We start from the raw sequence: 26,168 nt of genomic DNA, 5'->3' as shown, positions 1-26,168 counted from the left end.
GTCGTGTCACGGCGCACCGGACCCGGCCCACGCGATCCGGGGTCAGGTCTGGATCTTCCTGTGCCGCTCAGCGCGCGGGATGGTTGGCAACTGCCCGTCTTGATCCGCCTCCGGCTGTGGAATGGGCGGACCGGGCCGCACTGTCCGTCCGGCCTCGCCAGCCGTATCTGGGAAGAGGACGGCGACGCCTCCTCGCGGGAGCGCGATCTTGGATCGCGGAAAGCCCTGGGCCGCGAGCCGCGCGGCGATGTCCTCGGACTCGACAATGAGCGCGTCGGTCGCGTGCTCGAAGGCGAGAACGAGGCGGGTGTCGTGGTCGGGCCACCCGCCCTCGGGCCGATAGACGATGGTCCGCGTCCCCTTCGCGCGGCACTCGGCGAGGATGGGGAAGAGGCGCGGCACACCGATCAGGATCGTATCGAAGCCGGCGAGCGCTCCGCGGATCTCGCGCCAGGCCGGATCATCCGGCTCCGGCAGATCGAAGGGCTCCCCGTGAAACCGGAACGCCCGCTTTCCGGGCTCCGGCAGCGTCAGACCGTCGAGGCTCTCCACCTCACACAGATCGACCCGCTCCGCGAGGCCGGCGAGGGGGCCGCAATGCAGAAGATGCACCCGGGTCGGATCCGAGCCTCGCGGCCCAGAGAGACCGCGCGCAACCGCAAGCCCCTGCAGGGAATGCTCGTCGAGCACCAGTCCGAGGAGACGCTGCCCGGATCCGCGGGCGAGATTCGAGAGCGGGGCGCCACCGATCTCGGTCCGCAAGGTCTCGACAAGCTCGGCCGCATCGAACAGCGTTCGTGTCTGCCAGTGCCAGCGCTTCGGCGGCTCGGACCGGCCGACGGCCGTTCGGCAAGTCAGGAGCGCTCGCCTCACCCGAACGCGGGCATCCGGCTGCAGCGTCGTGACCTCGCTGGGATCGGGCGGCAGGGTCGCGTCGATCCACGCCATCGCCGCCAAGGCCTCGGCCATTTCTATCTCGCCATCGGAGACACCGGCCACAAGGTCGGCCCAGCGGTCGCTCGCCACGAGGATCATCGCGGGTTTGTCGCCGACCGGCGTCTCCTCCGATCGGCCCGATGTCTGTCCGCTCGTCAGCGCGAGCCCTGCCCACCCCGCGCCACGGGCGACAGCACCTTCGAGGCGACGCAGCGTGCTCTGCAGGATCCGGGCGCGGGATAGGGAGGCGACGAGGTCCGGATCCGCGAACACGAGGAAGGGCGGCAGCCCTCCGCCTTCGGGCTCGGCCCGCGACCGCGCAAGCCCGTCGGCGAGATCGTCCGACGCCAGCACCTCGCGCCGGTCCGCCCAATCGGTGAACCGAACGAGCCCTGCCTCGGCGACGAGGCCGTAGCGCGGGTGATGCGCCTGCTCGAAGCCGAGGAGGGTCCGGGCCGCGAAGAGGGACGGGTGGCGCTGGCGCAGGGCGCTCAGCAGGACGGGTCGCTGCCGGGCGGCATTGCGGACCATACTCTCCGGCCGATAGCGATAATCGAGCCCCATCGCGGGCTCGCAGATCCCCCGGAAACCCGACGCGTAAGCCTGGATCCAGAATTCCCAATCCTCGTAGCCCGCCCGCATCGTCTTGTCGTAGCGCAGGCCTGCCGCGAAGACGCGGGCCCGGATGACGGAACTCGCTTCCATGAAGCTGCCGGCGAGCAGGGTGTGGAGCGGTGAGACCGGCACGTCGACATGGCCCGCCCATCCCATCCCGAATTTGCTGAGCTGCGGGTAGACCCAGTCCGCCTCGGGGTGTCTCGTCAGGGCAGAGAGGCCGATCTCGAGGCTGCGCGGCGTGAGCCTGTTGTCTGCATCGAGCATGTAGAGCGCCTCGATGCCCGGCCAGCACGACAGGGCGTAGTCGATCCCGGCATTGCGGGCCGCACTCAAGCCCCGGTTCGGCGTGCGGATCACGTGCACGTGCGGGTCGGCCAGCGCGAAGGCGAGTCCGAGCGCCCGGGTCTCGGGCAGCGGACAGCCGTCATCGACGATGACGATCCGGTGGCCCATCGAAAGGCTCTGCCGCAAGGCCGAGGCGACCGATTCGATCAGGAAGTGCGGCTGTCGGTAGACCGGGATGACGACCGCGATCGCCGGAGCGTCCTGCGTCGCGGGCACGCTCGGTGCCCGATCCGAGGCAACGATGCGCCTCACTGGTAGATCCGCAACCGGCTGAGGACGGCCCAGGCGGACCCGCCGGCCTCGGGCCCTACCGCATCGACCGAGAAGTGCAGGTCGGCGGGCGCCGGAAGGGGCGCGGGCAGCAGCAGCGAGAGTGTCTGAGCGCTCGAACCACCGACCGTCAGAGTCTCACTTGCCAGACTTGTCGGCGCCCTCCCCTCTCCGGCCTCGCCAATGCGCAGACGCACCGTGAGTGCGCGCGGCACATCCGCGTGGACCGAGAGATCAAGAGCAATGCCCTGCGCCTCGGGCCGAAGCGCATCCGGCAGCCGCCCTCCGAAGCCTGGCCGGCACAAGATCGCACCGGCCTCCGGAACGAACAGCACGAGCGGCTCATCGTCCGCCTTGCGAACCTCGTTGCTCACGGCCTCCGGGGCGAGGCGCACGAGGGTCTCGTGGGGCAGTGCCCTCAGCGCGAAGGGTGTCTGCCGCGGTCGTTCGGCAGCGACCGGCAGCAGCGTGCCGTCCGCATGGGGCGGCGTGGTGTCAGGCAATGCAGCGTAGGCTCGAAAGGCAAGCGAGTGCGGTGCGATGCTCTCGCCCGTCTCGATATCGGTGAGCTGGGCCGATCCGAGCGGTTGATGGCCGCCGAGAGCGAGATTGGCACAGGGCGTTCGGGCCGAGCCTGGCTCGACAACGAGGGCGAGCGTGCGCGTCACGCCTGCGCCGGCGCGCGGCAGGCCGAGCCGCACCCAGCCATCCCGCGCCGGAGGCGGGATCTGCCACTCGGCCAGGACCTCGCAATCCTCTACGCTCATTAGGCGCGCGATCAGGTTCGAGCGGCGCTTCGGAGCGGCGGCGCAGGCGAGCTCGATCGCGGCAAAGCCCGTGCTCGGGATCGGCAGCAACTGGCGCAACGGGCTACCCGGCGTCAACTCGATCTGCGTCTCGTAATCGGGCTCGCGCGTGCTGAACACGCAAGTCATCTGGGCGAGCCCAGTCTCGCCCAGGAAGCGATCGACATCCGCGCGCGCGGCCGCCATCGCCTCGATTTCGACCCGCAGGCTCGCGACCTGCTGCGCGTGCTCGGCGGCCGCGCGCGCCAGGGAGAGCGATAGCGCAAGCAGCCGCCCGAGCACCGCCTGCGTGACGCGTGCCGTCTCATCTGCGCCGTCGGCGAGAACCACATCCGGCGCAGGATCGCCACCGCGCTCGATCATCCAAGTACGCACCCGCTCCAGCAGCGGTCGCGCGACGCGGCTGCCGAACAGCCCGAGACAGGCCGTCGGCGGCAACAGGAAGGTCCGAATCTGCCCGGCATTGTCACGACAGAGGAGACCGTCCGGTCCGAGGTCGACCACCTCAAGCGTCGTGAGCGAATCGGGAAGCGCTTGGCAGAACGCGGCGTCCGGGTCGGCAATCAGTACACAGAAGCCTTGCATGGCCTCGAACCGGTTCACGTTGTCTCCAGGCGACATACAGCCCGGGGAATAAAGGTTTCACTACTGTCGGTCGAGTGCGTGCATGCCGGTGTCTCGACGGTGCTGGACACGCGTCAGGCCGTCGTATCGGGCGCGGGTCGCCGCCATCAGTCGCGCCAGCACCTGTACTCGAGGACACGGGCGAGGTCGTTGGCCGGCCACGCGAGTCCGATTGACGCCGCGGGCTCTACGGAGTGGATGCGCGGCACCGCGCCCCGTCCCCAAAAGAATTGGAAAGCGTCGCGAGCGCCGTGAAGCTGGCGAGCCCAAAGGCAACAAGCTTCGGAGCGAAGCGGTTGCGCCCGGTGCGTTGCGGTTCATCGCCTCGCAGGAGACCGAGATGCCGACCTCGACCCGCCAAGAGAATGCGCGAGCGCTGAACGCTGCCGTCGGCGCTCGTGAAGTCCCCGTGCGCCCACGGTCCGGGCCGGGCGAGCCCGAATTGCGGTCGACGGTGCGACGCCCCTGACCGAGAGAGGACGTCGCAGCGGCTGCGGGGGCTGGCTTGGGGCAGGTCATGCGTCGGCGAGCGTGGAATTGCCGGCCCTCAGCGGGAAGAGGCCGGACGTATCTGCCCTGATCCCTGGGCAAGGTTCGGATCAAACAGCGGGCGGCTGTCAGCACCGTCTCACCTTGTGCGGCCACGGCGAGGCGGGCAGACCTAAAAGAAGAAACGGCGGCTCCATGAGGGCCGCCGAAGTCGGGTGTTTCCACCATGCCGCGTGAGGCGGCGAAGCTATAATAGTGACATTTGTCCATCGAACTCCAGACGTCCGCTCATTTTGTCCGCATTTTGTATAGTTCATGACAATATGGACTGCGCCTTATTCACTCGAGAGACACGAATTTTCCTGAGGCGCGGACCTGTTCTGCGATGCCGGGCTGAGCGGGTCATCGGTCCCGACCCCTCCACGTCTCGCGCTCGCGAAGATCGGTATTCCGACGAACCTGGCGGCGGCCACGACATGTCAGCCGCACCGATGTTCGCCCCGCTTGTCCGGGCACAGGTCGCGCCACAAACGCCTAGGACAGGGGCTGTGGCCGCTGAAGAATATCCATGATCCGTCGCCAGAGTGCGCGGCATTCCGTGTTGGTCAGACCCGACCAATCTGTCTCGCTTGGCACGCGGCCCGCGGCCAGATCGTAGCTGATCGACCTGCGATCGGTGATCTGTTCATCCCAGAGGGCGTCTCCGAGATCCGCCATGTCGCGGCGCAGGCGCCGTAGGTCGAGAGCCTCGATCCCGAGCCGTTTGGCCGGAACCTCGGTCGGAACGACGAGGTAGGGCTTTTCCAATGCGTTGACGTCGTCCACCGTCGCCTGGAGTGCCCAGCGGTCGGCGACATCGCACTTCGTCGGCACGATCACGATGTCGGCCGCCGCGAGTGCTGCGTCCGTGACAGTCGTTCGGCCCGCCGGTGTGTCGATCAGGCAAAAATCGAGCATCCGTTCCCGGGCGTGTCCGATCAACAGCGCGAGTTCATCCGGGTCGGCCGCAGCCACAACCAACGGCCAGCCGAGTTCGCGCTGGCCGGACCAAGCGCAGGCGGTGTGCTGACCGGCATCGGCGTCGATCAGCACGGTCTTCAAATTGGCGCGCGCGAATAGGGCAGCGAGCAGGATGCTGAGCGTGCTCTTGCCGGCTCCGCCCTTGCGCGCGGCCATTGTCACCACGCGCATGCGGGCTGCCCCTCAGGCAGGCGCGGACGGGTTCCGCGTTGGAGCGGCGATGCACTCACGCGCCGCCAGCTCCGCAAACAACGACGATGCCCAATGCGGTGCCCCGGCCCGACACGATCGGGCTGGCGTAGCCTGAATCGCTTCCATTCTCCAATCGGTTATCGGCGAAAGAACAGAAGCGTACACATCCGCGTCGCGGCGCATCCGTACGGCCGCCCCGCATGTGCCGGGCGCGCCAGGGCCGGCTCAGGGATTTGCCACGCCTGCGGCCGCCCGACGGGCCTCAATGCGCCGCTGGAGTGAGGCCTTCGCATTCTCGGAGATCTCGATATCGCTCGAGCTCAGCGGGCCGCAGGCGACGCGAGCCTGCTCCTGATCTTCTGGCAGGTTGCCACCGGTGTCGAGCGTGATCTTCCGCCAGGCGCAGCCGATGATCTCCGCCCGCGGCAAGGGCGGACACCCCTCTTTATAGCAGGCCGCGAGCTTTCGCTGGCTCTCGATGTCGCCTGAGATCGCATTCGAGACCAGCGCAGAGGCGTCATCCTCGTCCCGGCGCGCCTGGAAGGCGTGATTGATGATGTAGCCCGTCCCCACGACCGAGATTAGCGCAGCGCAGATCGCCAAGCCATTGATGATGATGTCCGTGAAACGGTTGTCGCGAAGCATGCAGCCCCCCGAAAGGCTGACGAACACGCGCCGACCTTGAGCGAGTTCGCGGCGTGACCGTCTCGTCGGAACACGCGGACGCTCTTCTGCCCCGACCTTTCAGGTTCCGCAAGCGAGGACGTCACATCGACCACGCGTGGGCTGGCCCCTTGCGAGCCGCTCGCGCGGCACAGCGCCGTAGAGGATTTGGACACCCTCTACCGACGCACTCCCTTAAGCAAGCTCCGTAACCCGGCCGTAAGTAAATAAAACCCGTCGAATTTTAAAGCATTAACGAGACGTTCCATCAGAATTTCTTAGAGTTAATCGGAGCGTAATTTCGGGTTTTGTTTTCCATTTCGCTGGTTCATTTCGTTTAACTACGCTTCTAAACCTGAATTACTCAAGCGGCAGGCAATCTGTTCCTACGAATTTCGGAGCAGATCGATGTCCACCGTGTCCCTCGGCAAGCTTGCCCGCCAGCTTTCTCTTGAGACCGCCCCCACCGTTGCCGCCGCTTCGTCCGCGCTCTGGCACTTACAGAACGGCGGCTCGGTGAGCGGCATCGATGCGGTCGATGCCTGGGCCTACGCCACCGGCAACGGCGTCTCGGTGGGCGTCTTCGACGACGGCAACAAGCACGCGACCGCAGTCACCGGCATCATCGGCGCCAAGCCCTCGGCGGCCGCCCCCATCGGTGTCGCCTACAATGCGGCGATCACGAACTTCACGGTGATCGGCATCGCGAATGCAGCGATCGCACCCGTGCTGGCCAACGCCGCCAAGTTCGACGTCACCAACAACTCCTGGGGTTGGGACGCGACGCTCTACATCAATCGTCTCTCGAGCGCCTGGACACCGTTCTTCGCGGCGATCGAGAATGCGGCCGAGACCGGACGCGGCGGGCTCGGCACCACACAGCTGGTCGCTGCCGGCAACAGCCGCGCAGCCGGAAGCGATGCCAACCTCTCGAACTTCTCGAACGACCGGCACGTCATCACGGTCGGTGCCGTGACGTCCGAAGGCAAGGTCGCCTATTACTCGAACCCCGGCGCCTCACTCCTCGTCTCGGCCCCTTCGAGCGGAGGCAACCGCAGCATCACCACGACGGATCTCGCCGGCAGCGCGGGCTATTCCGCGACCGACGTCACGGACACGTTCGGCGGCACCTCGGCCGCGACCCCGCAGGTCACAGGCGTCGTCGCCCTCATGCTGGAGGCAAACGCGCATCTCGGCTGGCGCGACGTCCGGACGATCCTCGCCATGACCGCCGAGCAGCCGACCGGCATCGCCACGATCACCAATGCCGGCACCCACTGGAACGGCGGTGGCATGAAGTTCTCGAACGACACCGGCTACGGCGTCGTCGACGCCCGGGCCGCGGTCCGCCTCGCCGAGACTTGGACCGCGCAGAATACCTCGTGGAACGAGGTCAACATCGATGTCTCAGCCAAGGGCACGCAGACGCTGTCGGCCTCGCGCAGCATCAGCTACACCTTCAACGTCTCGCAGGCGATCTCGCTGGAGAGCGCCGAGATCACCCTGTCCGGCAATCACAGCCGCGTCGGCGACCTCAAGATTCAGCTGGTCTCGCCGAACGGCACCGTCAGCACCCTTCTCGACCAGAAGGGTGGCAGCACCGCCTTCTCGGGCTTCACCTTCTCCTCGAACGCCTTCCTCGGCGAGGGCGGCACGGGCCAGTGGACCCTCAAGGTGAGCGAGGGTGCAGGCGCGGCGACTGGAACCTTCACGGGCGCCACCCTCTCGCTCCACGGCGCGGACACGACCGACGACACCTTCGTGTTCACCGATGCCTATGCGGGCCTTGCGGGCCGCAACGTCCTGCAGAGCACGTCCGGCCACGGTGCGATCAACGCGGCGGCCAGCACCGGCAACGACGTGATCGACCTGCACGCCGGGGCGTGGTCCACGATCGCCGGCAAGGCCGTGCAGATCAGCGGCGACAGCCTGTTCACGACGGCGATCGCGGGCGACGGCCACGTCAAGCTGATCGGCAACGACGCGGCGAACCTTCTGGTCGCCGGCCACGGCAATGGCAGCTTCTACGGTGCGGGCGGCAACGACATCTTCGTCAGCGGCTCCGGCAGCAACTACATGGATGGCGGCACCGGCATCAACACGCTCGTCGAGAGCGGCTTGATGGGTCAATACTCCCTCGCGCGGGGAACCGGCAGCTCGTGGACGCTCAAGGGCGGCGACGGCAAGGTCGACACCTTCGTCGATGTCCAGCGCATCCACTTCGACGACCACGTCCTCGCCCTCGACATCGATGCCAATGCCGGCGGCGCCTTCCGTCTCTACGGCGCGGCTCTCAACCGTGCGCCGGACGTGCAGGGTCTGAGCTACTGGGTGGATCAGCTCGACAAGGGCCAGTCGCTGAAGGCGGTCGCCGAGAACTTCATGATCTCGGTCGAGTTCACGAGCCGCTTCGGGGAGAACCTCGACAGCAAGACCTTCGTGGCGAACCTCTACGATTACGCGTTCAACCGGACCGCCGACGCGGGCGGCCTGCAGTACTGGAGTCAGGCTCTCGACACGCACGCCATGGACCAGGCCGACCTGCTGATCCAGTTCAGCAACAGCGCCGAGAACGCGAGCCGATTGGAATCGAGCGCCGACGCCGCCTCGCGCCTCTACGCGGCGGCCTTCGATCGTGCGCCGGACGCGAACGGCCTGTATTACTGGATGAACCAGATCCACCAGGGTAGGACGGTGGACAGCGTGGCCGATTTCTTCATGCAATCGGCCGAGTTCAAGGGGCGCTACGGCGAGAACCTCGGCAACGGCGCCTTCGTCTCGGAACTCTACCAGAACGTGATGCATCGGGACGGCGACGCCTCAGGTATCGCGTACTGGACGAACGCCCTCGATTCCCACGCCCTGGACCGGGCAGACGTCCTCGTCCAGTTCAGCAACAGCGCCGAATACCTGGGCCGCCACGTCGACACGTCCTACGGCCTGATCCTCGCCTGAGGCCCGAGGTTCGCGGCGTCTCGCGGGCGATCGTCGCGGGATCCGGTCCGCCGCGCGATCCAAAAACCGCCGCTTTCGCGGATCATGCCGCGAGAAGCGATCGGGCGGCGTCCGGCTTCGTCCCGGGCGCCGCCCAGCCCCTTGAGTGCCACACAGCCGTGATCCGCTTCGAGAACGTCACCAAGATCTACAAGACCGACGGTCACCGCCGCACGATCTTGGAGCGGGTCTCCTTCACGCTGAAGCCCGGCATCAGCTACGGCATCCTCGGCATCAACGGGGCCGGCAAGTCGACCACGATGCGCCTCATCGGCGGCACCGAGGGGCCGACCTCGGGACGGATCAAGCGGGGCCTGCGCGTCTCCTGGCCGCTCGGCTTCGGCGGCGGCTTCCATCCGCAGATGACGGGCCGCGACAACGTCATCTTCGTGGCGCGCATCTACGGCGAGGATCCGAAGCGCGTCCTCGAATACGTCGAGGACTTCTCCGAGCTCGGCAGCTACCTCGACGTTCCGATCCGGACCTACTCCTCCGGCATGGGCGCGCGCCTTGCCTTCGGGATGAGCATGGCGATCCCGTTCGACTGCTATCTCATCGACGAGGTGACGTCGGTCGGCGACGCCCGGTTCCAGAAGCGCTGCGAAGCGGTGTTCTCGGAGCGACGCAAGAACGCCGACGTGATCATGGTCTCGCACAGCATGGACGTGATCCGGTCCTGGTGCACGCAGGGATTGGTGCTCCTCAACGGCCGCGCGATCATCTACGAGGACGTCAACGACGCGATCGAGCTGTATCACCGCCTCAACGCGTGAGGGCGCTCCGAATGGACACGGTTTTGCCGCGGGCGGGTGCCAGAAGGGCACGTTAGGCGCGTCGCCCTCGGGCGCGCACCGCACAGGCAACGGACACGTCAGGGCCGATGAGCGTCGAGATCCGCAATCCGCAGGGCCAGCCGCTCACCCCGGCGGATCGTTCCCAGGCTGTCGCCGAATCGCTCAAGCAGCTCGCCCGGCTCTCGCGCTTCGCCGATCGCAAGAAGGGCATCCGGTCCTACCAGAGCCACGTCAAGAGCGACCCCTGGGTCCCCGTCCTCTTCGCGGTCTGCTTCGGCCTCCCGACCCTCTTCGCGGTGCTCTATTACGGGATCATCGCCTCCGATCGCTACGTCACCGAGGCGCGCTTCGCCCTGCGCCCGGCCATCGGCGCCGTCGACAAGGCGAGCCCGGATTCGGTCGGCACCACCAGCGGCTCCCAGATGCACCAGATGGTGGCGCAGGATACGCTGATCACCTACGCCTACATCCACAGCCGGCCGATGATCGAGGCCGTTCAGGCGAAGATCCCCCTGCGCGAGATCTTCTCGCGCGACAGCATCGACTATATCGCCCGGTTCGACCCCGAGAAGCCGATCGAGAAATTCGTCAAATACTGGAAGAATCGGGTCGAGATCGAGATCGAGCAGACCTCCGGCATCATGACGCTCACCGTCAACGCCTTCGACGCGGGCGAGTCGCTCGCGGTGACGAAAGCGATCCTGCAGGAGAGCGAGCGGATGGTGAACCAGCTCAGCGTCGAGGCGCGCAACGACGCCCTGGCCGAGAGCACCCGCGAGATGAAGCTCGCCGAGGAGCGCATCACGCGCCTGCGCCTCGCGGTTCGCGACCTGCGCAACCAGGACGGGGTGCTCGACGCTCAGAAGACCAACGAGACGAACCTCAAGGTGCTGGCGGAGCTGCGCACGGCCCGGATCAATCTCTCCGTGCAGCTCACGATGACGTTGCGCGACCTCGCCCCGGAATCGCGCCGCGTCATCGACCTGAAGACGCAGATCAAGGATCTCGACGACAACATCGCCCGGATCGAGCGGCAATCGGCGAGCCAGGACCCCGAGCAGAAGCGCCTCCTGTCCGACGCTCTCACCCGATTCGAGGCGCTCGACAACGAGCGCAAGGATGCGGAGAAATACTACGCGAAGGTCATCGCGGCGCACGAGCGGGCCCGCATCGTCGCGGCCCGGCAGGTCGAGTTCTTCAACCTCGTGGTGCAACCGGTCCTGGCCGAGTCGGCTCAGCAGCCGCGGCGCGTGCTGATGATCAGCCTGATCGCTGCGGGCTCCGCCGTGCTGTTCGCGGCGGCCCTCTTCGCGCGCAAGCAGATGACTTGAGGCAGGCGGCGGCGACGCGCATCGCGTTGCCGCCCCTTGCTTCTCTCCCTCAGCGGCCGGTGCCGAGGGTCTGCCGCGGCGCAGGCGTCTCCGGCGCGGGCCGGTCCCGGTCGGCCGGGTAGAGCGTGTGGCCGCTCTCGGTGTCGAGGCCCGTCGTCGTCGAGGCCGCGGCCCCGACCGCCGTCGAGCCGATCTCCTCGGTCGCGGGCCGGATTCCGCCCGCGGTCCAGCCCTGCGCCTTCCACCCCTGCGCCCGCTCGTCCACGTCGATCGACCCGTGCCGGTCGAGGATCGCGGTGACGCGGTCGGCCTGCACCTCCTCGGCGCGCACCGTGACCAGCGTGCCGCCGCGGCGAACGCCTTCCGCGTAGGTCTCCGCCTCGTGCTCGCTCAGGCCCGCGCCGGTGAGCGCGCCGAGAAATCCGCCGGTGGCGGCACCGACGCCGGCTCCCGTCACGGTGGCGACGAGCCACCCCGCCGCCACAACGGGGCCGACCCCCGGGATGGCGAGGAGCCCGAGCCCCGCGAGAAGGCCGGCTCCGCCGCCGAGCACGGTGCCGAGCGTCGCGCCGGTTCCGGCGCCGTCCGCGGCGTCGCTCTCGTTCGCGGCGCTCGGGCGCGCCGTCGCGTCGCTCGCGAGCCGTCCCGCATGCCGGTCGCCCTCGTTGCTCGCCACGATGCTGATGTCGCCGTGCGGGACGCCCTCGGCCTCGAGCTTGTCGACGGCGCGGGCCGCATCGTCGTAATCGTCGAACAGGGCGGTGATGGTACGTGTCGCCATGGCTGGCTCCTTCGCTGTGCCGGATGGATTCAGGGTCTCGTCACTGCGCGGCGACGTTGCCCTTGAAGTCCATGCCGATGGAGACCTCCTTGCCGGCATGGGTCGCCCTGCCGTGCCAGATCCCCTGATCGTCCTTCTTCAGATCCTTGACCTCGCCGAAGCCCATCTTGGCGAAGCGCTCCTTCACCTGGGTCTCGGTGAAGCTGTTGGCGCCGGGCTCGAGCCTCTCTCCCACCGCGCCGTGCGCTGCGGTTCCCGTCGTCGCGGGCCTGTCCGGGGCGGCAGGGGCCTGGGCTCCCGCGATGCCGCCCCCAGCGAGGCTCAGCAAGGCGGCGAGAAGGAGGGACGTGCGCATGGAGGAACCTCTCGGGCGGCGTTTCCGATCGTGTCGGTTCAAGCAGATGGCTCCGCCTTGGTTCCAGCTTGAGTGGGCCCGCGCCGACGGGGATTAACGGGGCGCTAACCATAGACCCGGCAATTCTTGCCGGTTCGGCGACGGGTTCGGGTTCGAGGCTTCCTCCCATGAGCGAGACGGCATCCGCAGCGGGCACCGGGAGCGACCTCCCCGGGCTCGGCGGCTTCCAGCTTCCCGACCGGGCGAGCCTCCGGGCGCTGACGAAGCGCACCGACCTGTTCTTCGCGACCGCGGTGATGGGCATCCTCGTGGTGCTGATCTTCCCGCTGCCCGCGATCCTGCTCGACCTCCTGCTCGCCGTCTCGATCATCCTGTCCGTGCTGATCATGATGACGGGGCTGTTCATCGACAACCCGCTCGAATTCACGGTCTTCCCGACGCTGCTCCTGATGGCGACCATGCTGCGGCTGGCGCTCAACCTCGCCTCGACGCGGCTCATCCTCGGCCACGGCCACGAGGGCACGGCGGCCGCGGGCCACGTCATCGAGGCGTTCGGCAACTTCGTGATGGGGGGCAACTTCGTCATCGGGATCATCGTCTTCGCGATCCTGATCATCGTGAACTTCGTCGTCATCACGAAGGGCTCGGGCCGCATCGCGGAGGTCGCCGCCCGCTTCACCCTCGACGCGATGCCCGGCAAGCAGATGGCGATCGACGCCGACCTTTCGGCGGGCCTCATCGACGAGAAGGCCGCCAAGGCGCGGCGCGCCGCGCTCGAGGAAGAATCCTCGTTCTTCGGCGCCATGGACGGCGCCTCGAAATTCGTGCGCGGCGACGCGGTGGCGGCCCTCCTCATCACCTTCATCAACGTCGTCGGCGGCATCATCATCGGCGTCGCGCAGCAGGGGCTCGATTTCGGGGCCGCGGCCAAGACCTACACGCTGCTGACCATCGGCGACGGGCTCGCGAGCCAGGTGCCGGCACTGATCGTCTCGACGGCCGCCGGCATCCTCGTCTCGAAGGCGGGCGTGAAGGGCTCGGCCGACAAGGCGCTCGGCAAGCAGCTCGCGAACTACCCGAAGGCGCTCGGCATGTCGGCCGCCGTCATGGTCCTGATCGCGCTCCTGCCGGGCATGCCGATGCTGCCCTTCCTGCTTCTCGCCGGCGGCGCGGGCTACGCCGCCTGGAAGATCGCCAAGACGAACCGCGAGTCTCCGCCCCTCTCCGCCGACGGCACGCCCGCCGATGCGGCCGGCGCGGCGGCCGCGGTGGAGGAGACGGTCACCGATCTTCTCAAGCTCGACGACCTCAAGCTCGAGATGGGCTACGCGCTCCTCGCCCTCGTCAACGGCGAGGGACAGGACCGGCTGACCGACCAGATCAAGGCGTTGCGCCGCCAGCTCGCCGCCGAGCTCGGCTTCGTGATGCCCTCGGTCCGCATCCTCGACAACGTGCAGCTCGACGCCAACGCCTACATGATCCGGGTCAAGGAGATCGAGGCCGGGACCGGGCAGATCTTCCCCGGCCAGTTCATGGCGATGGATCCGATGGGGGGACAGGTGCAACTGCCCGGCCAGCACATGCTGGAGCCGACCTTCGGGCTGCCCGCGACCTGGATCGACGCGTCGCTGCGCGACCAAGCCCAGCTCAAGGGTTACACGGTGGTCGACGCGGCGACCGTCGTCTCGACGCACCTCACCGAGATCATCAAGGCCCATGTCTCGGAGCTCCTGAACCACGTCGAGGTGCAGAAGCTCATGAAGGAGCTTCCGAAGGAGCATGCCGACCTCGTCAAGGAGGTGGTGCCGAGCCAGATCGCGACGACGGGGATCCAGCGGGTGCTGCAGTTCCTGCTCGCGGAGCGGGTCTCGATCCGCGACCTCGGCACCATCGTCGAGGGGATCGCGGAGGTGGCGGGATCGGTGAAGAACCCGCGGGACATCGTCGAGCACGTGCGCGCCCGCCTCGGCCGGCAGATCTGCGCACAGTATCAGGGCCCGGACGGGATGCTGCCGATCATCACCCTGTCGCCGGCCTGGGAGCAGGCCTTCCTCGACGCCATCGTCGGCGAGCGCGAGGAGCGCTACCTCGCGATGCAGCCCTCGAAGCTGTCCGAGTTCGTCACCACGGTCCGCGATCGCTTCGAGACCGCCGCCCGCATGGGCGAGATGCCGGTCCTCGTCACCTCGGTCCAGGCCCGGCCCTTCGTGCGCTCGATCATCGAGCGCTTCCGCCGCGAGACGCCGGTGATGAGCCAGGCCGAGATCCACCCGCGGGCGCGGCTGCGGACCGTCGGCTCGGTGTGAGCCGGCGTCAGCGCCGCGGCGGGTAGTCCATCGGCATCGTGATGACGCCGCGGTGATAGGGGAAGCGCGCGCGCTGCAGCGGGTCGGGTCCCGTGAAGATCAGCCGGGCCCGGAACGCGACCGGGCTCACGCAGATCAGGTAGCCGCGCAGGTTCCGCTCGTTCGGGATGAACAGGGCTCTCTCGAGATAGCGCGCCTCGTGGCGGACCCATTGCGGGATCGGCAGGCCCCAGCGCCGGGCGAGATGCTCGCCGACGCCCCCGATGAAGGCGTCGGCCGGCTCCTGAGAGAGGAGGTCCGGCTCGTCGCGGATCATCGCGGCCTGACGCGCCATGTCGCCGTCGGCCCCGTAGAAGGTGTCGAGGAATTCGCGGGTGTGGTGGTCCCAGTCGCCGTCGCGGCGCGTGCGCTCGGCGACCTCGCGGAGGGTCGCCGGCCTCACAGGTCCCGATTCCCGGATCTCGGAAGGGCCGATCTTCTCATCCGGGGCGCTCCGGTCAGACCGCCTTCTTCTCCAGCCGATGTTCGATCTTGTGGGAATCGAGACCGGGGGCGACGAGGGGCGGCTCGGGCGGAGGCGCGGCCGCGACATGGCCGCGCCGCTTGAAGGCTTCGGCGAGCCGCGAGCGCTCATAGAGGATCACCACGATGACCGAGAGCACGAACGGCAGCCAGAAGTAGAAAATCCGGAACACGAGCAGCGCCGCGATCACCTGCGGGCGTGCAACTTCCGGCATGGCCAGCACGAAGATCAGCTCGAACACGCCGAGACCGCCCGGCGCGTGCGAGACCAGCGCCGCCGAGAAGGAGGCGAGGAAAACGGCGAGCACCACGAGAAAGCCCGGGTTCCCGGCCTCGGGCAGCGCGAAGTAGATGATGCCGGCCGCGCCGAGCAATTCGAGGGGCGCCGCGACGAGCTGGCGGCCCATGATGTTCGGGCGCGGATATTCGAGCTTGAACGAGCGGATGTGCAGCGGCTTCAGGTGCAGGAGTGAGCCGACCACGTAGAGGCCGACCGCGCCGAGCAGCGCCAACCCGAGGACGAAGGCGGTTGTCGGGTTCGTCAGCACGCCCGGCAGGTGGCCTTCGAGACGGGCGAGGAGGTCGGGCTTCAGCGCGAGGGTCGCGCCGCCGAGCAGGATCGTGCCGAGGCCGAAGGTGAAGGAGCAGAGCGCCACCAGCACCGCTACCTGGGCGGCTGAGAGGCCCTTGGCGGTGTAGGCCCGGTAGCGGACCACGGCGCCCGAGAAGACCGAGGCGCCAATATTGTGCGAGAGCGCGTAGGTGGTGAACGAGCAGACCGAGACGAAGAACCACGAGATGTGGCGAATGCCGAGATGCAGCAACGCGATCCGGTCGTACCAGGCGAGCGCCGCGTAGGCGACGAGGGTGGAGAGCGCGGCCAGCAGGAAGCGGTGGGCCGGGATCGCCCGCAGGCTCTCCTCGACATCGGCGATCGAGAGGCCCTGGAGTTCGCGGTAGAGCAGATATCCGGAGACGACGAGCGCGCCGATGCCGATGATCGGCCAGATGAATTCGCTGATCTTCTTCATGGAACCGGGATGCACCCTCGCGAGGACGGCCTCTGATGCGCCAGGAACGCGCGCATCGCAAGCGGGCCGCCACGGCCTCTCCGGCCGTGATGTCACCGGATCATGACGGTTTCGTGCCGACTTTGGGTGGGCGGTCCGTCAGCGGGTCAGGCGCGGGCCCGCGAGAGGCCGATGCCGTCCATCGCCGCCTGGTCGCGCAGGGCTTCCGCCGCGCGCTCGGCGCTGCGCTCGCGGTCTTCCAGGATCTCGACCTTCTTCAGGTCCTCGAACGCCTCGCCGAGCTCGGCCTTGGCCTCGTCGAGCTGGCCTTCGAGCGCCGCAGCCGATTGGCGCATGTTGTCCCGGCGGCCGGCAGCGGCGCGGGCGTAGGTCGGGTAGGCGAAGTGAGCGGGGTCGGTGATGCCGGCGCGGCCCTCCTCCTGCGCGACCTCGCGGTCGAGCTCGGCGGCCATGCGCAGGAAGTCGGCCATCATCATCTCGATCTGCGTCACGCGGCGACGCTTCTCGTCGACCTGGAACCGACGCAGCCGGATCAGCGTGTCACGCGATTTCATGGGAACGCTCACTCCACGCAACGCTCATGCTCCGCCGGAACACGAGCACCGACGGAGTCACCCTGGGCTCCCCACGATCTGGGCGAGCCGTGCGTAACCCTCGCCGATGGAGGTTGCTTCTTCCTTACCCTGCCCCAGAAAAGCCTCAAGATCCGGCATCAGCGCCACCGCCTCGTCGACCTCCTGGGAGGATCCCGCGCGGTAGGCGCCGAGGCGGATCAGCTCCTCCATGTCGGCGAAGGTCGAGAGCACGCGCCGGGCGCGCCGCACCACTGGCAGGTAGGCCGGGTCGCAGGAGCGGGGCATCGTGCGGGAGACGGAGCGCAGCACGTTGATGGCGGGGTAGCGGCCCCGCTCGGCGATGCCGCGCTCCATGACGATGTGGCCATCGAGGATGCCCCGCACGGCGTCGGCCACCGGCTCGTTGTGGTCGTCGCCCTCGACGAGGACGGTGAAGAGCGCCGAGATCGTCCCCTCCCCCACGCCGGGGCCGGCGCGTTCGAGGAGGCGCGGCAATTCGCTGAACACGGTCGGCGTGTAGCCCTTGGCGGTCGGCGGCTCGCCCGCGGCGAGGCCGATGTCGCGCTGGGCCATGGCGAAGCGGGTGATCGAGTCGATCATGCACAGCACCTTGGCGCCCTGATCGCGGAAATGCTCGGCGACGCTCAGGGTCACGTAGGCCGCGTTCCGGCGCATCAGGGCGGGCTCGTCGGAGGTCGCTACCACCACGACCGAGCGGGCGAGGCCCGCCGCCCCGAGATCGTCCTGCAGGAATTCCTGCACCTCGCGGCCGCGCTCGCCGACGAGGCCGATCACGGCGACGTCGGCCGCCGTGTAGCGGGCGAGCATCGAGAGCAGCACCGACTTGCCGACGCCCGATCCCGCGAAGATGCCCATGCGCTGGCCGGCGCACATCGTCAGGAAGGTGTTGATGCAGCGGATCCCGAGATCGAGCGGCTGCCCGACCCGGCGCCTTGCGTGGGCGGGCGGCGGATCGGCGCGGAGCGGGTAGATCTCGGGGCCCGAGGGCAGAGCCCCGAGCCCGTCGACGGGCCGGCCCAGCGCGTCGATCACCCGGCCGAGCCAGGCCGGCGACGGCCGGATCGCGCCCGCCGCCTCGTCGCGGACATAGGCCGGGCAGCCCCGGCGCACGCCCTCCAGCGTGCCGAAGGGCATGGCGAGCGCCCGATCCCCCTGGAAGCCGATGATCTCGCAGGGGACCAAACCCGCGCGGCCCGCCCCCTCGATGTCGAGTCGCCCGCCGAGTCGCATCGCCGCCACCGGCCCCGCCACCTCCACGAGGAGGCCCCGGATCGCCACCACACGACCGTAAGTTTCGAGAGTTTCGACGCGTTCAAGCGCTGCGCGTGCCGAGCCGAGGGACACCCGCACCGGGCGGTGAAGATCGTCCGCCATCGGCCCCCTTTCAACGTTTCATTTACCTCCCTCCTTAACACTGCCCCATCGCGCCGACAGCGGGTTCGGGCAGGCGCCGGAGCGGATCGATTCGTCGAGCCGTTCCGACAAGTGCGGCGGGCGTGGCAGAGGAGCCACAGGCCACCGGAACCCGTGGAGGCACAGGCACTTGGCGAGGGTCGCGGATGTGGTGAGCGAGGCTTGCGACGGTATGAATGAGAACAGACCGTCAACAGCCTCGCGATCCGAGAATCGCGCTCACTCAACGAGTGCTTGCAAGCCGGAATCAGGGTTTGTTAACGATTAACGCATAGCGTTTCACGTCAATGACGAAGGAGCGTCCGTCCACAGGCCGGTGGCGGGCGTATGGCGGGGACGCGTCCGGACGCTGAGACGGCCGCGCTGGGCTGGGGACCGACGATGCGGGTACTTCTGATCGAGGACGACAGCGCCACGGCGCAGAGCATCGAGCTGATGCTCAAGTCCGAGAACTTCAACACCTACACCACCGATCTCGGTGAGGAGGGCGTCGATCTCGGCAAGCTCTACGATTACGACATCATCCTCCTCGACCTGAACCTGCCCGACATGTCGGGCTACGAGGTGCTCCGCTCCCTTCGCGTCGCGAAGGTGAAGACCCCGATCCTGATTCTCTCCGGCATGGCCGGCATCGAGGACAAGGTGAAGGGCCTCGGCTTCGGCGCCGACGACTATCTGACCAAGCCCTTCCACAAGGACGAGCTCGTCGCCCGCATCCACGCGATCGTGCGCCGCTCGAAGGGCCACGCCCAATCGGTCATCACGACGGGCGACCTCATCGTCAACCTCGACCAGAAGACCGTCGAGGTCTCCGGCTCGCGGGTGCACCTCACCGGCAAGGAGTACCAGATGCTGGAACTCCTCTCGCTCCGGAAGGGCACGACGCTGACGAAGGAGATGTTCCTCAACCACCTCTACGGCGGCATGGACGAGCCCGAGCTGAAGATCATCGACGTCTTCATCTGCAAGCTGCGCAAGAAGCTCGCCAACGCCAGCCAGGGCAAGAACTACATCGAGACGGTCTGGGGCCGCGGCTACGTGCTGCGCGAGCCCGTCGACGGCGAGGAGCGGATCGCGGTCTGATCCGGGAAGGCCGCAAGCCCCCTCCCCTCGCGAACGGCCCCGCCTCGGCGGGGCCTTTTCGTTTTTGGGCGCACCCGGTCCGCCTACGGGATCAGCCGGTCGGCCTTCAGCCGGGCGAACAGGTCGAAGAAGGCGTCGTCGGTCGCTTGGTAGTCGAGGAAGCCGCGGCGGCGGCTCTTGCTCATGTCGGTGACGACTTCGATCGGGCGGCCGAGATCGGCGTCCGTGTGCCAGGCCGAGGCGAGGCGGGCGAGGTCGGGCTCCGCGAGCCCGTGGCGGGCCGCGATCTCCGCCCAGAGGGACGCGTCGTCCGCCATCTGCGCCTCCAACGGCCGGACCGTGCCGTCGAAGGGCTCGGCCTCGATGCCGAACCAGTTCGCGAGGCGGCCCCACATCCAGCTCCAGCGGAAGACGTCGCCGTTCACGACGTTGAAGGCCTCGTTCCCGGCCTGAGGGGAGGTCGAGGCCCAGAGGATGTGGCGGGCGAGGATCCGGGCGTCCGTCATGTCGGTCAGGCCGTTCCACTGGGCGGCCGAGCCCGGGAATCGGAAGGGGCGGCCGGTCTCCCGGCAGAGCGTGGCGTAGATGGCGAGCGTGGTCCCCATGTTCATGGCGTTGCCGACCGCCTTGCCGATGATGGTGTGGGGCCGATGCACGCTCCAGTTGAATTTGTCGCGGGAAGCGGCGGCGAAGACCTCGTCCTCCTGCGCGTAGTAGAAGTTGTCGATGTCGAGCCGGCCCTGCTCCTCGCGGAAGGGGGTCTCGGGCACGCGGCCCTGCCCGTAGGCCTCGAACGGCCCGAGATAGTGCTTGAGCCCGGTGACGAGGGCGACGTGCCGGATCGTGCCGGCGGGCCTCACGGCAGCGATCACGTTTCGCACCATCGCGGCGTTGATCGCGATCATCTCGGATTCGGTCGGCCGGCGGCCCAGGTCGCCAGCACGAGGTGGCTTGGGCGCTGGTCTGCGAGCGCGGCGCGGAGCGATTCTGGGTCCTGGAGATCGGCCGCGACCGGCGTGACGCCGGGCTGATTGCCCGGGTTGCGGGCGAGCCCCGCGACCTGCCAGCCCTGCGCGACCATCAGCTCGGCGGTGGCGCTGCCGACGATGCCGCTCGCCCCCACGATCAGTGCGCTGCCCGTCATGTCCGATCCTTCCGTCTGCCGCCCCGGTGAGGCGCCAGTTAGGGAGGATCGGTCGGGCCGCCAGCGGGGCCGGGCGGCCTCGAGGGCGCGGAGGGCGCCGCCCTCCCCTGCCCTCAGCGCAGGCCGGCGAAGCGCAGGGGCCGCGGGGCCGCCTCGACGGTGCGGGCGCCCGGCGGGTGACCGTAGAGGCCCCGGTGCTCAGGGTTCGGGGCGAGGCGGTCGGTGAGGCCGATCACGGTCTCGGCGGCCCCGAGGAGCAGCGCCCCGTCCGGCGCGAGGCACCCGGCGAGCCGGCCGAGCACGTCGGCCTTGGTCGGCGCGTCGAAGTAGATCAGCACGTTGCGGCAGTAGATGATGTCGAACTGGCCGAGCGTGTCGAAGGGGTTCAGCAGGTTGAGGGGCCGGTAATCGACCATGCTGCGGATGGTCGGCGCGATGTGCCACTGCTCGCCGACCTGCGTGAAGTACTTGAGCAGCATCTGCACGGGCAGGCCGCGCTGCACCTCGAAATGGCTGTAGAGGCCGAGCTTCGCCTTCTCGATCACCTCGGTGGAGAGGTCCGTCGCCACGATCTCCACCTGCCAGCCCTGGAGGCGGGGGGCCGCCTCCTGCAGCAGGATCGCGAGGGAATAGGGCTCCTGGCCGGTCGAGGAGGCGGCGCACCAGATCCGCAGGCGGCGCTGCGCGGCGCGGCGGGTCAGCGCCCCGGGCAGCAGCGTGTCCCGGAACAGGTCGAAGGGCACCCGGTCGCGGAAGAAGAAGGTCTCGTTCGTCGTCATCGCCTCGACGACGGCGCGCTCGATCGCGGTGTCGCGGGAGATCTTGAGGGCGCCGACGAGGTCGCGGAGCGTCGCGAGGCCGAAGCGGCGGCAGACCGGGCCGAGGCGGCTCTCGACGAGGTAGCGCTTCTCGGCCGTGAGCGCGAGGCCGGAGCGCTGCTTGAGGTAGGCGCGCAGGAAGTCGAACTCGAGCTCGGTCATGCGCCCTGCCCCGTGATCAGGTTGCGGAGCGCCGGTCCGAGTTCGCCGAGCGGCAGCACGGCCTGGGCGAGCCCGGCCTTGGCGACGCTGCCCGGCATGCCCCAGACGGTGCTGGTCGCCTCGTCCTGCGCGAGCACCGCGCCGCCGGCCTCGACGAGGCTGCGGGCGCCGTTCGTTCCGTCCGAGCCCATGCCGGTGAGGATCACCGAGAGGGTTGCCGCGCCGAACAGGGCGGCGGCGTCCTGGAACAGCACGTCGACCGCCGGGCGGCAGAAATTCACGGGTGGCCCGTCGTCGAGGCGGATCACCGGTTCTCGGCCTCCTCCGCCGTGGAGGCGCATGTGGCGCCCGCCCGGCGCCACGTAGATGCGGCCGGGCTGGAGCGGCTCGTCGGCCTTGCCCTCGGCCGCGGGCAGCCCGACCCGGGCCCCGAGATGCTCGGCGAAGACCGCGGTGAAGACCGGCGGCATGTGCTGCACGATGAGGACGGGCAGGCGGCGCAGCGTGGCGGCGCCGATCTTCTCCAGAACCTCGCCGACGGCGCGGGGGCCGCCCGTGGAGGAGCCGATCAGGAAGGCCTTCGGCGGCCCGGCGACCCGCATCCTCGGGCGCAGCGCGATCGGCGCGGCGGGCCGCGGCGGCAGCGGCGCCGGCGCGGCGGGGGCGCCCGGCAGCGCGGCCGGCGCGGGGCCGCGGCGGCGGGCCCGGGCGGCGCCGAACACGCGCACGCGCTCGATCAGCTCGATGCGGAACGCGTCCGAGGTGGTGACGCCGCGGTTGCTCTCGGGCTTGGCGAGGTAGTCGACGGCGCCGAGCGCGAGGCATTTCAGGGAGATGTCGGCGTTGCGGGTCGTCAGCGTCGACATCATCACGACCTGGAGGCCGGGGCTCCGGGCGAGCAGCAGCGGCAGCGCCTGGGTGCCGTCGAGTTCCGGCATGTCGATATCGAGGAGCACGACGTCGGGGTCGTGGCGGGCCATCATCTCCAGGGCGATGCGGCCGTTGGCGGCGGTGCCGACCACGGTGAAGCCCGCCTCCCCGATCCAGCGGGCGACGAGCCCGCGCACCACGGCCGAGTCGTCGGCGATGAGAACCTTGATCCGGCCCGGCGCGGCGTTCCCCCCGGCGCGGGCGGGTGGGTGGCGGTGGCTGCCAGCATGGGGGTTACGCCTCGAATACGCGTCACGGGGTCGGTGCCGGGGGCGTGCCCGCCCCCGCGTTGCAGGCTCAGGCCGCCTTCGCCTCCGCGAGGCCGACCTGTTCCAGCTTCGCCGTCAGGATGTCCCGGTCGAAGGGCTTCATGATGTACTCGTCGGCGCCCGCGTGGAGCGCGCGGGCGATGGCGCCGACGTCGTTCTCCGTCGTGCAGAACAGCACCTTCGGCGCCGTTCCGCCCGGCTCCTGCCGCAGGGCGCGCAGGAACGCGTAGCCGTCCATGTTCGGCATGTTCCAGTCGAGGAGGATCGCGTCCGGCATCGCCTCTGTGCAGTGGGCGAGGGCCTTGGCTCCGTCTTCGGCCTCGATCACCCGGAGGCCGATCGTCTCGACGATGCGGCGGGCGACCTTCCGGATCACGGCGGAATCGTCGACGATGAGGCAGGTCTTCATGGTACTCCTCACGCTGTCCGATCGATCAGGCGGCGACGGAGCCGCGCCGCTCGCCGCCGAAGGCGAGGAGCGCGTCGACGTCGAGGATCACGAGCAGGCGCCCGTCGAGGCGGTGGACGCCCAGCGCCAGGTCGCGCCAGCGGGCGTCGAGGTTGATCGGCACCGATTCGTGGGTATCGGCCCCGAGCTTCAGCACCTCGCCGACGCCGTCGACCACGAGGGCGAAGGTCTCGCCCCCCTGCTCCAGGCCGATCGCCATCGTGTTGCCCTCGGTGTCGGCCGGCGACAGGCCGAGGCGGCGGCGCAGGCAGACGGCGGTGACGACGCGCCCGCGCAGGTTGAGGAGGCCGACGATCTCCGGCGGCGAGAGCGGCACCGGCGTGACGCCCGCCGGGATGAAGACGTCGTGCACCCGGTTGATGGCGAGCCCGAACATGGTCTCGCCGACGAAGACCGTGACGAACTCGGTGGTGGCGCCGGCTTCCGCGGCGTTGGTGTTGGCGGCCTGCATCATGATCGTACTCCGGGAAGCGGGCTCAGGCAGCCTGCGCGAGGGTGACCGTGCCGACCTCGGCGAGCGCCGCGATCAGCCCTGAGCGGTCGAACTTGGCGACGAGGTCGCTGATCGCGAGTGCGCGGGCGCGCTCCACCGCGTCGGCGCCGACGGAGCCCGTCAGGGCGATGACGGGCAGGCCCGCGAGGCGCTGGTCGGCCCCGCGCATGGCGGCGACGAGGTCGAACCCGCTGCGGCCCGGCATCTCGAGGTCGGTGACGACGACGTCGATGCGGGCGTTGGCCTGGAGCGCGGCGAGCGCCTGTTCCGCGCTCTCCACCGAGACCACCGCGTAGCCCGCGGCCTTCAGGACGGGGTGAGCATGTCGCGGAAGAAGGCGGAATCGTCGACGAGGAGCAGGGTCGAGCCGCGCTTCTCGGCCTTCTTCGGACCCCGCGCCCAGTCGTCGTAGGCGAGCGGCAGGAAGTGGGCGATGTTGATGATGTCGGTCGCCCGGCCGCGGAGTACCGCGGAGCCGATCAGGTCCGAGCGCTCGGCGGTGATCTCGATGTCGAGGCGCTCCTCGACGATGTCGACGATCTCGTCGACGACGAGGCCCATCGCCCGCTCGCCGTCCGAGAACACGACGAGGGCCTGCGTCCCCTCGGAGCGGATCGTGATCGCCTCGTCGGCCGGCACCAGGGGCATCAGGCGGCCGCGATACTGGATGAGGGGGCGCCCGCCGAGCCACTCGACCTTCGCGGCGTCGATCTCCTCGAGCCGCGTGACGAGGGAGAGCGGCACCGCCTTGAAGGTGTTGTTGCCGCCCTTGAAGACGAGGAGCGTCGCCTTTGCATCGCCCGCCTCGGTCTCCTCGACCTCGGACTCGACCGGGATCGAGCCGGCCTGCGCGCTCTGGCTGACCTGCCGGGCGACGCCGTTCGGGTCGACGATGAGCACCACGGCGCCGTCGCCGAGGATGGTGTTGCCGGCAAAGAGCGGGATGTGGCGGAGCTTCGAGGACATCGGCTTCACGACGATCTCCTCCGTGTGGAAGACCTCGTCGACGAGGATGCCGAAGCGCTGGCGGCCGACCTGGGCCACGACCACGAAGCCGGTGTCGACGTCGGCGCCGTCGCTCTGGCCGAGGAGGCCCGTCAGCGTCACGATCGGGAGGAGGCGCTCGCGCAGGCGCAGCACCGGCGAGCCGTTGATGCGCTCGACGCGCTGTCCCGTGGTCTTGTCGACGCGCACGAGCTCCAGCACCGCGACCTGGGGCACCGCGAAGCGGTTCTCGCCGGCCTTGACGATCAGCGCCGCGACGATGGCCAGCGTCAGCGGGATCTTGATCGTGAAGGTGGTGCCGCGGCCGAGCTGCGTGTTGATGTCGATGACGCCGCCGATCGTCTCGATGTTCGTCTTGACGACGTCCATGCCGACGCCGCGGCCCGAGACCGAGGTGACGGCCTTGGCCGTCGAGAAGCCGGCGTGGAAGATGAACTTCGCGACCTGCGCGTCGGTCATCTTCTCGATCTCGGCCTGGGAGGCGACGCCGCGCTCGACCGCCTTGCGGCGGATGGCGGAGAGGTCGAGCCCCTTGCCGTCGTCCGAGATCTCGATCGTGATGGTGCCGCCCTCGTGGAAGGCGGCCAGCCGGATGGTGCCGCGGGCGGGCTTGCCGGCGGCCTTGCGCTCGGCGGCCCCCTCGATGCCGTGGTCGGCGGAGTTGCGCACCATGTGGGTGAGCGGGTCCTTGATGACCTCCAGCACCTGACGGTCGAGTTCCGTCTCGGCGCCCTGCATCACGAGCTCGATCTGCTTGCCGAGTTCGGCCGAGAGGTCGCGCACCACCCGCGGCAGCTTCTGCCAGGCGTTGCCGATCGGCTGCATGCGCGTCTTCATGACGCCTTCCTGCAGCTCGGCCGTCACGTGGCTGAGGCGCTGCAGCGGGACCTTGTAGCTGGTGTCGTCGTGGCGGCGGGCGATCTCGAGGAGCTGGTTGCGGGTCAGCACCAGCTCCGAGACCATCGTCATCAGGTGCTCGAGCGTGTCGACGTTGACGCGGATCGTCTGCACCTTGCTCACCGCCCCGTCGCCCTCGGCGGGCGCCTCGGCAGCGGCTGCCCGGGCGGGCGCGGCAGGAGCGGGCGCGCTTGCGGCGGGCGCGGGAGCAGCCGGCTCGGCCGGCGCCTCGAGGACGACGGGCGCCTCCGCGGCGGGTTGCGGAGCGGGTGGCTCGGGCGCGAAATCGTCGGGCCCGGGGGCGGCCAGGAAGGCGGCCTCGAGATCGTCGAGGGAGACCTCGCCGGGCTTCAATTCGCGGAACACGGGCTCCGGCAGCGCGACGGGCATGGGCGGCACTACGGGCACGGGCGTCGGCTCGGCGGCGCCCTCGGACATCTTCTCCAGCGCCCCGATCAAATCCTCGTCGGAGCCCGCCGGCTCGGCGCCGGTCGCTTCGAGGTCGGCGAGGATCGCCTTGAGCCGATCGAGCGTCGAGAGGATGAGAGTGACGGAAGCCTGGGTCGCCGGCAGGCCGTCGCGGAAGCGGCCCATCAGCGTCTCGGCGGCGTGGGCCAGGGCCTCCAGCCGCGGCAGCCCGAGAAAGCCGCAGGTCCCCTTGATGGTGTGCACGAGCCGGAAGATGTTCCGCAGGATCTGCTGATTGTTGGGATCCTGCTCGAACCGCACCAGCTCGGTGTCGACAGTGTCGAGATGCTCACTGCTCTCGGTCAGAAACTCACGCAGCAAGTCGTCCATCGGGGATGCTCGGT

Annotated in this window: 19 protein-coding genes and 2 pseudogenes; 5 read left to right on the top strand and 16 right to left on the bottom strand. The window is 69.0% G+C overall.

The features are described 5' to 3' along the window. Window positions 1-42 precede the first annotated feature (42 nt). From DK389_RS15865 to DK389_RS15850, 4 genes are all read right to left on the bottom strand, one after another. A complete protein-coding gene (locus DK389_RS15865) occupies window positions 43-2,151 on the bottom strand; it encodes a glycosyltransferase family 2 protein (RefSeq protein WP_162560665.1) in 2,109 nt (702 codons plus the stop codon). Continuing rightward, a complete protein-coding gene (locus DK389_RS15860; RefSeq protein WP_109890988.1) occupies window positions 2,148-3,578 on the bottom strand; it encodes a DUF6212 domain-containing protein in 1,431 nt (476 codons plus the stop codon). Before DK389_RS15860 ends, DK389_RS15865 begins: the two co-directional genes overlap by 4 nt. A gap of 1,044 nt (window positions 3,579-4,622) precedes the next feature. Next, window positions 4,623-5,279, bottom strand: coding sequence for a ParA family protein (locus DK389_RS15855; RefSeq protein WP_109890986.1), 657 nt, complete (start codon window positions 5,277-5,279; stop codon window positions 4,623-4,625). Between the two features lie 246 nt (window positions 5,280-5,525). Further along, window positions 5,526-5,972 carry a hypothetical protein gene (locus tag DK389_RS15850; protein ID WP_109890984.1) on the bottom strand — a complete coding sequence of 149 codons (447 nt, stop codon included), beginning with the start codon at window positions 5,970-5,972 and terminating at the stop codon, window positions 5,526-5,528. A 399-nt stretch (window positions 5,973-6,371) separates the two neighbouring features. On the opposite strand from DK389_RS15850, the gene DK389_RS15845 reads away from it, so the two are divergent. The 3 genes from DK389_RS15845 (at window position 6,372) to DK389_RS15835 (ending at window position 11,082) form a co-directional block, all read left to right on the top strand. Then, window positions 6,372-8,918, top strand: a complete 2,547-nt coding sequence (locus DK389_RS15845) for a DUF4214 domain-containing protein (protein ID WP_109890982.1) — start codon at window positions 6,372-6,374, stop codon at window positions 8,916-8,918. Between the two features lie 158 nt (window positions 8,919-9,076). Then, window positions 9,077-9,730 (top strand): ABC transporter ATP-binding protein, encoded by a 654-nt coding sequence (locus tag DK389_RS15840; RefSeq protein ID WP_109890980.1) that lies wholly within the window; start codon window positions 9,077-9,079, stop codon window positions 9,728-9,730. A 107-nt stretch (window positions 9,731-9,837) separates the two neighbouring features. Further along, entirely contained in the window at window positions 9,838-11,082 is a 1,245-nt protein-coding gene (locus DK389_RS15835; protein ID WP_109890978.1) for a KpsE/RkpR family capsule polysaccharide export protein, read from the top strand. Window positions 11,083-11,131: 49 nt separating this feature from the next. Here DK389_RS15835 and DK389_RS15830 read toward each other — a convergent pair whose 3' ends face one another. Both DK389_RS15830 and DK389_RS15825 read right to left on the bottom strand, forming a co-directional pair. Then, a complete protein-coding gene (locus DK389_RS15830) occupies window positions 11,132-11,863 on the bottom strand; it encodes a general stress protein (RefSeq protein ID WP_236960079.1) in 732 nt (243 codons plus the stop codon). Window positions 11,864-11,903: 40 nt separating this feature from the next. Next, window positions 11,904-12,218, bottom strand: coding sequence for a PepSY domain-containing protein (locus DK389_RS15825; RefSeq protein ID WP_109890976.1), 315 nt, complete (start codon window positions 12,216-12,218; stop codon window positions 11,904-11,906). A 167-nt stretch (window positions 12,219-12,385) separates the two neighbouring features. Here DK389_RS15825 and flhA point away from each other — a divergent pair, with 167 nt between their 5' ends. Next, window positions 12,386-14,524, top strand: coding sequence for a flagellar biosynthesis protein FlhA (gene flhA / locus DK389_RS15820; RefSeq protein ID WP_109890974.1), 2,139 nt, complete (start codon window positions 12,386-12,388; stop codon window positions 14,522-14,524). A 7-nt stretch (window positions 14,525-14,531) separates the two neighbouring features. Here flhA and DK389_RS15815 read toward each other — a convergent pair whose 3' ends face one another. From DK389_RS15815 to fliI, 4 genes are all read right to left on the bottom strand, one after another. Further along, window positions 14,532-14,966, bottom strand: a complete 435-nt coding sequence (locus DK389_RS15815) for a hypothetical protein (protein WP_109890972.1) — start codon at window positions 14,964-14,966, stop codon at window positions 14,532-14,534. Window positions 14,967-15,021: 55 nt separating this feature from the next. After that, the gene (locus tag DK389_RS15810) at window positions 15,022-16,077 is read right to left on the bottom strand and encodes a lysylphosphatidylglycerol synthase domain-containing protein (RefSeq protein ID WP_109890970.1); all 1,056 of its coding nucleotides are present in this window, start codon (window positions 16,075-16,077) and stop codon (window positions 15,022-15,024) included. A 146-nt stretch (window positions 16,078-16,223) separates the two neighbouring features. Then, window positions 16,224-16,631, bottom strand: coding sequence for a flagellar export protein FliJ (gene fliJ / locus DK389_RS15805; RefSeq protein WP_109890968.1), 408 nt, complete (start codon window positions 16,629-16,631; stop codon window positions 16,224-16,226). Between the two features lie 57 nt (window positions 16,632-16,688). Continuing rightward, window positions 16,689-18,047: a flagellar protein export ATPase FliI gene (gene fliI, locus DK389_RS15800; RefSeq protein ID WP_109890966.1), complete on the bottom strand. Its 1,359-nt coding sequence runs from the start codon at window positions 18,045-18,047 to the stop codon at window positions 16,689-16,691. A gap of 420 nt (window positions 18,048-18,467) precedes the next feature. Here fliI and ctrA point away from each other — a divergent pair, with 420 nt between their 5' ends. Further along, window positions 18,468-19,169 carry a response regulator transcription factor CtrA gene (gene ctrA / locus DK389_RS15795; protein ID WP_109896440.1) on the top strand — a complete coding sequence of 234 codons (702 nt, stop codon included), beginning with the start codon at window positions 18,468-18,470 and terminating at the stop codon, window positions 19,167-19,169. Window positions 19,170-19,252: 83 nt separating this feature from the next. On the opposite strand, the pseudogene DK389_RS15790 reads toward ctrA, so the two are convergent. The 6 genes and pseudogenes from DK389_RS15790 to DK389_RS15765 all read right to left on the bottom strand — a co-directional run bounded on the left by DK389_RS15790 (window position 19,253) and on the right by DK389_RS15765 (window position 26,154). After that, a pseudogene (locus DK389_RS15790) lies at window positions 19,253-20,313 on the bottom strand (SDR family oxidoreductase). 113 nt (window positions 20,314-20,426) lie between these two features. Beyond that, window positions 20,427-21,293 carry a CheR family methyltransferase gene (locus DK389_RS15785; RefSeq protein WP_109890964.1) on the bottom strand — a complete coding sequence of 289 codons (867 nt, stop codon included), beginning with the start codon at window positions 21,291-21,293 and terminating at the stop codon, window positions 20,427-20,429. Further along, window positions 21,290-22,393 (bottom strand): protein-glutamate methylesterase/protein-glutamine glutaminase, encoded by a 1,104-nt coding sequence (locus tag DK389_RS15780; RefSeq protein WP_109890962.1) that lies wholly within the window; start codon window positions 22,391-22,393, stop codon window positions 21,290-21,292. Before DK389_RS15780 ends, DK389_RS15785 begins: the two co-directional genes overlap by 4 nt. Window positions 22,394-22,520: 127 nt before the next feature. After that, window positions 22,521-22,901 carry a response regulator gene (locus tag DK389_RS15775; protein WP_109890960.1) on the bottom strand — a complete coding sequence of 127 codons (381 nt, stop codon included), beginning with the start codon at window positions 22,899-22,901 and terminating at the stop codon, window positions 22,521-22,523. A 25-nt stretch (window positions 22,902-22,926) separates the two neighbouring features. Beyond that, window positions 22,927-23,412 (bottom strand): chemotaxis protein CheW, encoded by a 486-nt coding sequence (locus DK389_RS15770; RefSeq protein ID WP_194075238.1) that lies wholly within the window; start codon window positions 23,410-23,412, stop codon window positions 22,927-22,929. Between the two features lie 25 nt (window positions 23,413-23,437). Next, window positions 23,438-26,154 (bottom strand): annotated as a pseudogene (locus DK389_RS15765) (hybrid sensor histidine kinase/response regulator). Window positions 26,155-26,168: the final 14 nt, after the last annotated feature.

The sequence above is a fragment of the Methylobacterium durans genome (assembly GCF_003173715.1).
GTDB lineage: Bacteria > Pseudomonadota > Alphaproteobacteria > Rhizobiales > Beijerinckiaceae > Methylobacterium > Methylobacterium durans.
The sequence above is the reverse complement of the archived record's forward strand: the minus strand, read 5'-3'. Positions and strand labels throughout refer to the sequence as shown.

Bases quoted from the DNA above. Each gene is read 5' to 3' on its own strand.
- DK389_RS15855 (WP_109890986.1), bottom strand. From the start codon at position 5,279: ATGCGCGTGGTGACAATGGCCGCGCGCAAGGGCGGAGCCGGCAAGAGC.
- DK389_RS15845 (WP_109890982.1), top strand. From the start codon at position 6,372: ATGTCCACCGTGTCCCTCGGCAAGCTTGCCCGCCAGCTTTCTCTTGAG.
- DK389_RS15835 (WP_109890978.1), top strand. From the start codon at position 9,838: ATGAGCGTCGAGATCCGCAATCCGCAGGGCCAGCCGCTCACCCCGGCG.
- DK389_RS15830 (WP_236960079.1), bottom strand. From the start codon at position 11,863: ATGGCGACACGTACCATCACCGCCCTGTTCGACGATTACGACGATGCG.
- DK389_RS15825 (WP_109890976.1), bottom strand. From the start codon at position 12,218: ATGCGCACGTCCCTCCTTCTCGCCGCCTTGCTGAGCCTCGCTGGGGGC.
- flhA (WP_109890974.1), top strand. From the start codon at position 12,386: ATGAGCGAGACGGCATCCGCAGCGGGCACCGGGAGCGACCTCCCCGGG.
- DK389_RS15810 (WP_109890970.1), bottom strand. From the start codon at position 16,077: ATGAAGAAGATCAGCGAATTCATCTGGCCGATCATCGGCATCGGCGCG.
- fliJ (WP_109890968.1), bottom strand. From the start codon at position 16,631: ATGAAATCGCGTGACACGCTGATCCGGCTGCGTCGGTTCCAGGTCGAC.
- fliI (WP_109890966.1), bottom strand. From the start codon at position 18,047: ATGGCGGACGATCTTCACCGCCCGGTGCGGGTGTCCCTCGGCTCGGCA.
- ctrA (WP_109896440.1), top strand. From the start codon at position 18,468: ATGCGGGTACTTCTGATCGAGGACGACAGCGCCACGGCGCAGAGCATC.
- DK389_RS15785 (WP_109890964.1), bottom strand. From the start codon at position 21,293: ATGACCGAGCTCGAGTTCGACTTCCTGCGCGCCTACCTCAAGCAGCGC.
- DK389_RS15775 (WP_109890960.1), bottom strand. From the start codon at position 22,901: ATGAAGACCTGCCTCATCGTCGACGATTCCGCCGTGATCCGGAAGGTC.
- DK389_RS15770 (WP_194075238.1), bottom strand. From the start codon at position 23,412: ATGCAGGCCGCCAACACCAACGCCGCGGAAGCCGGCGCCACCACCGAG.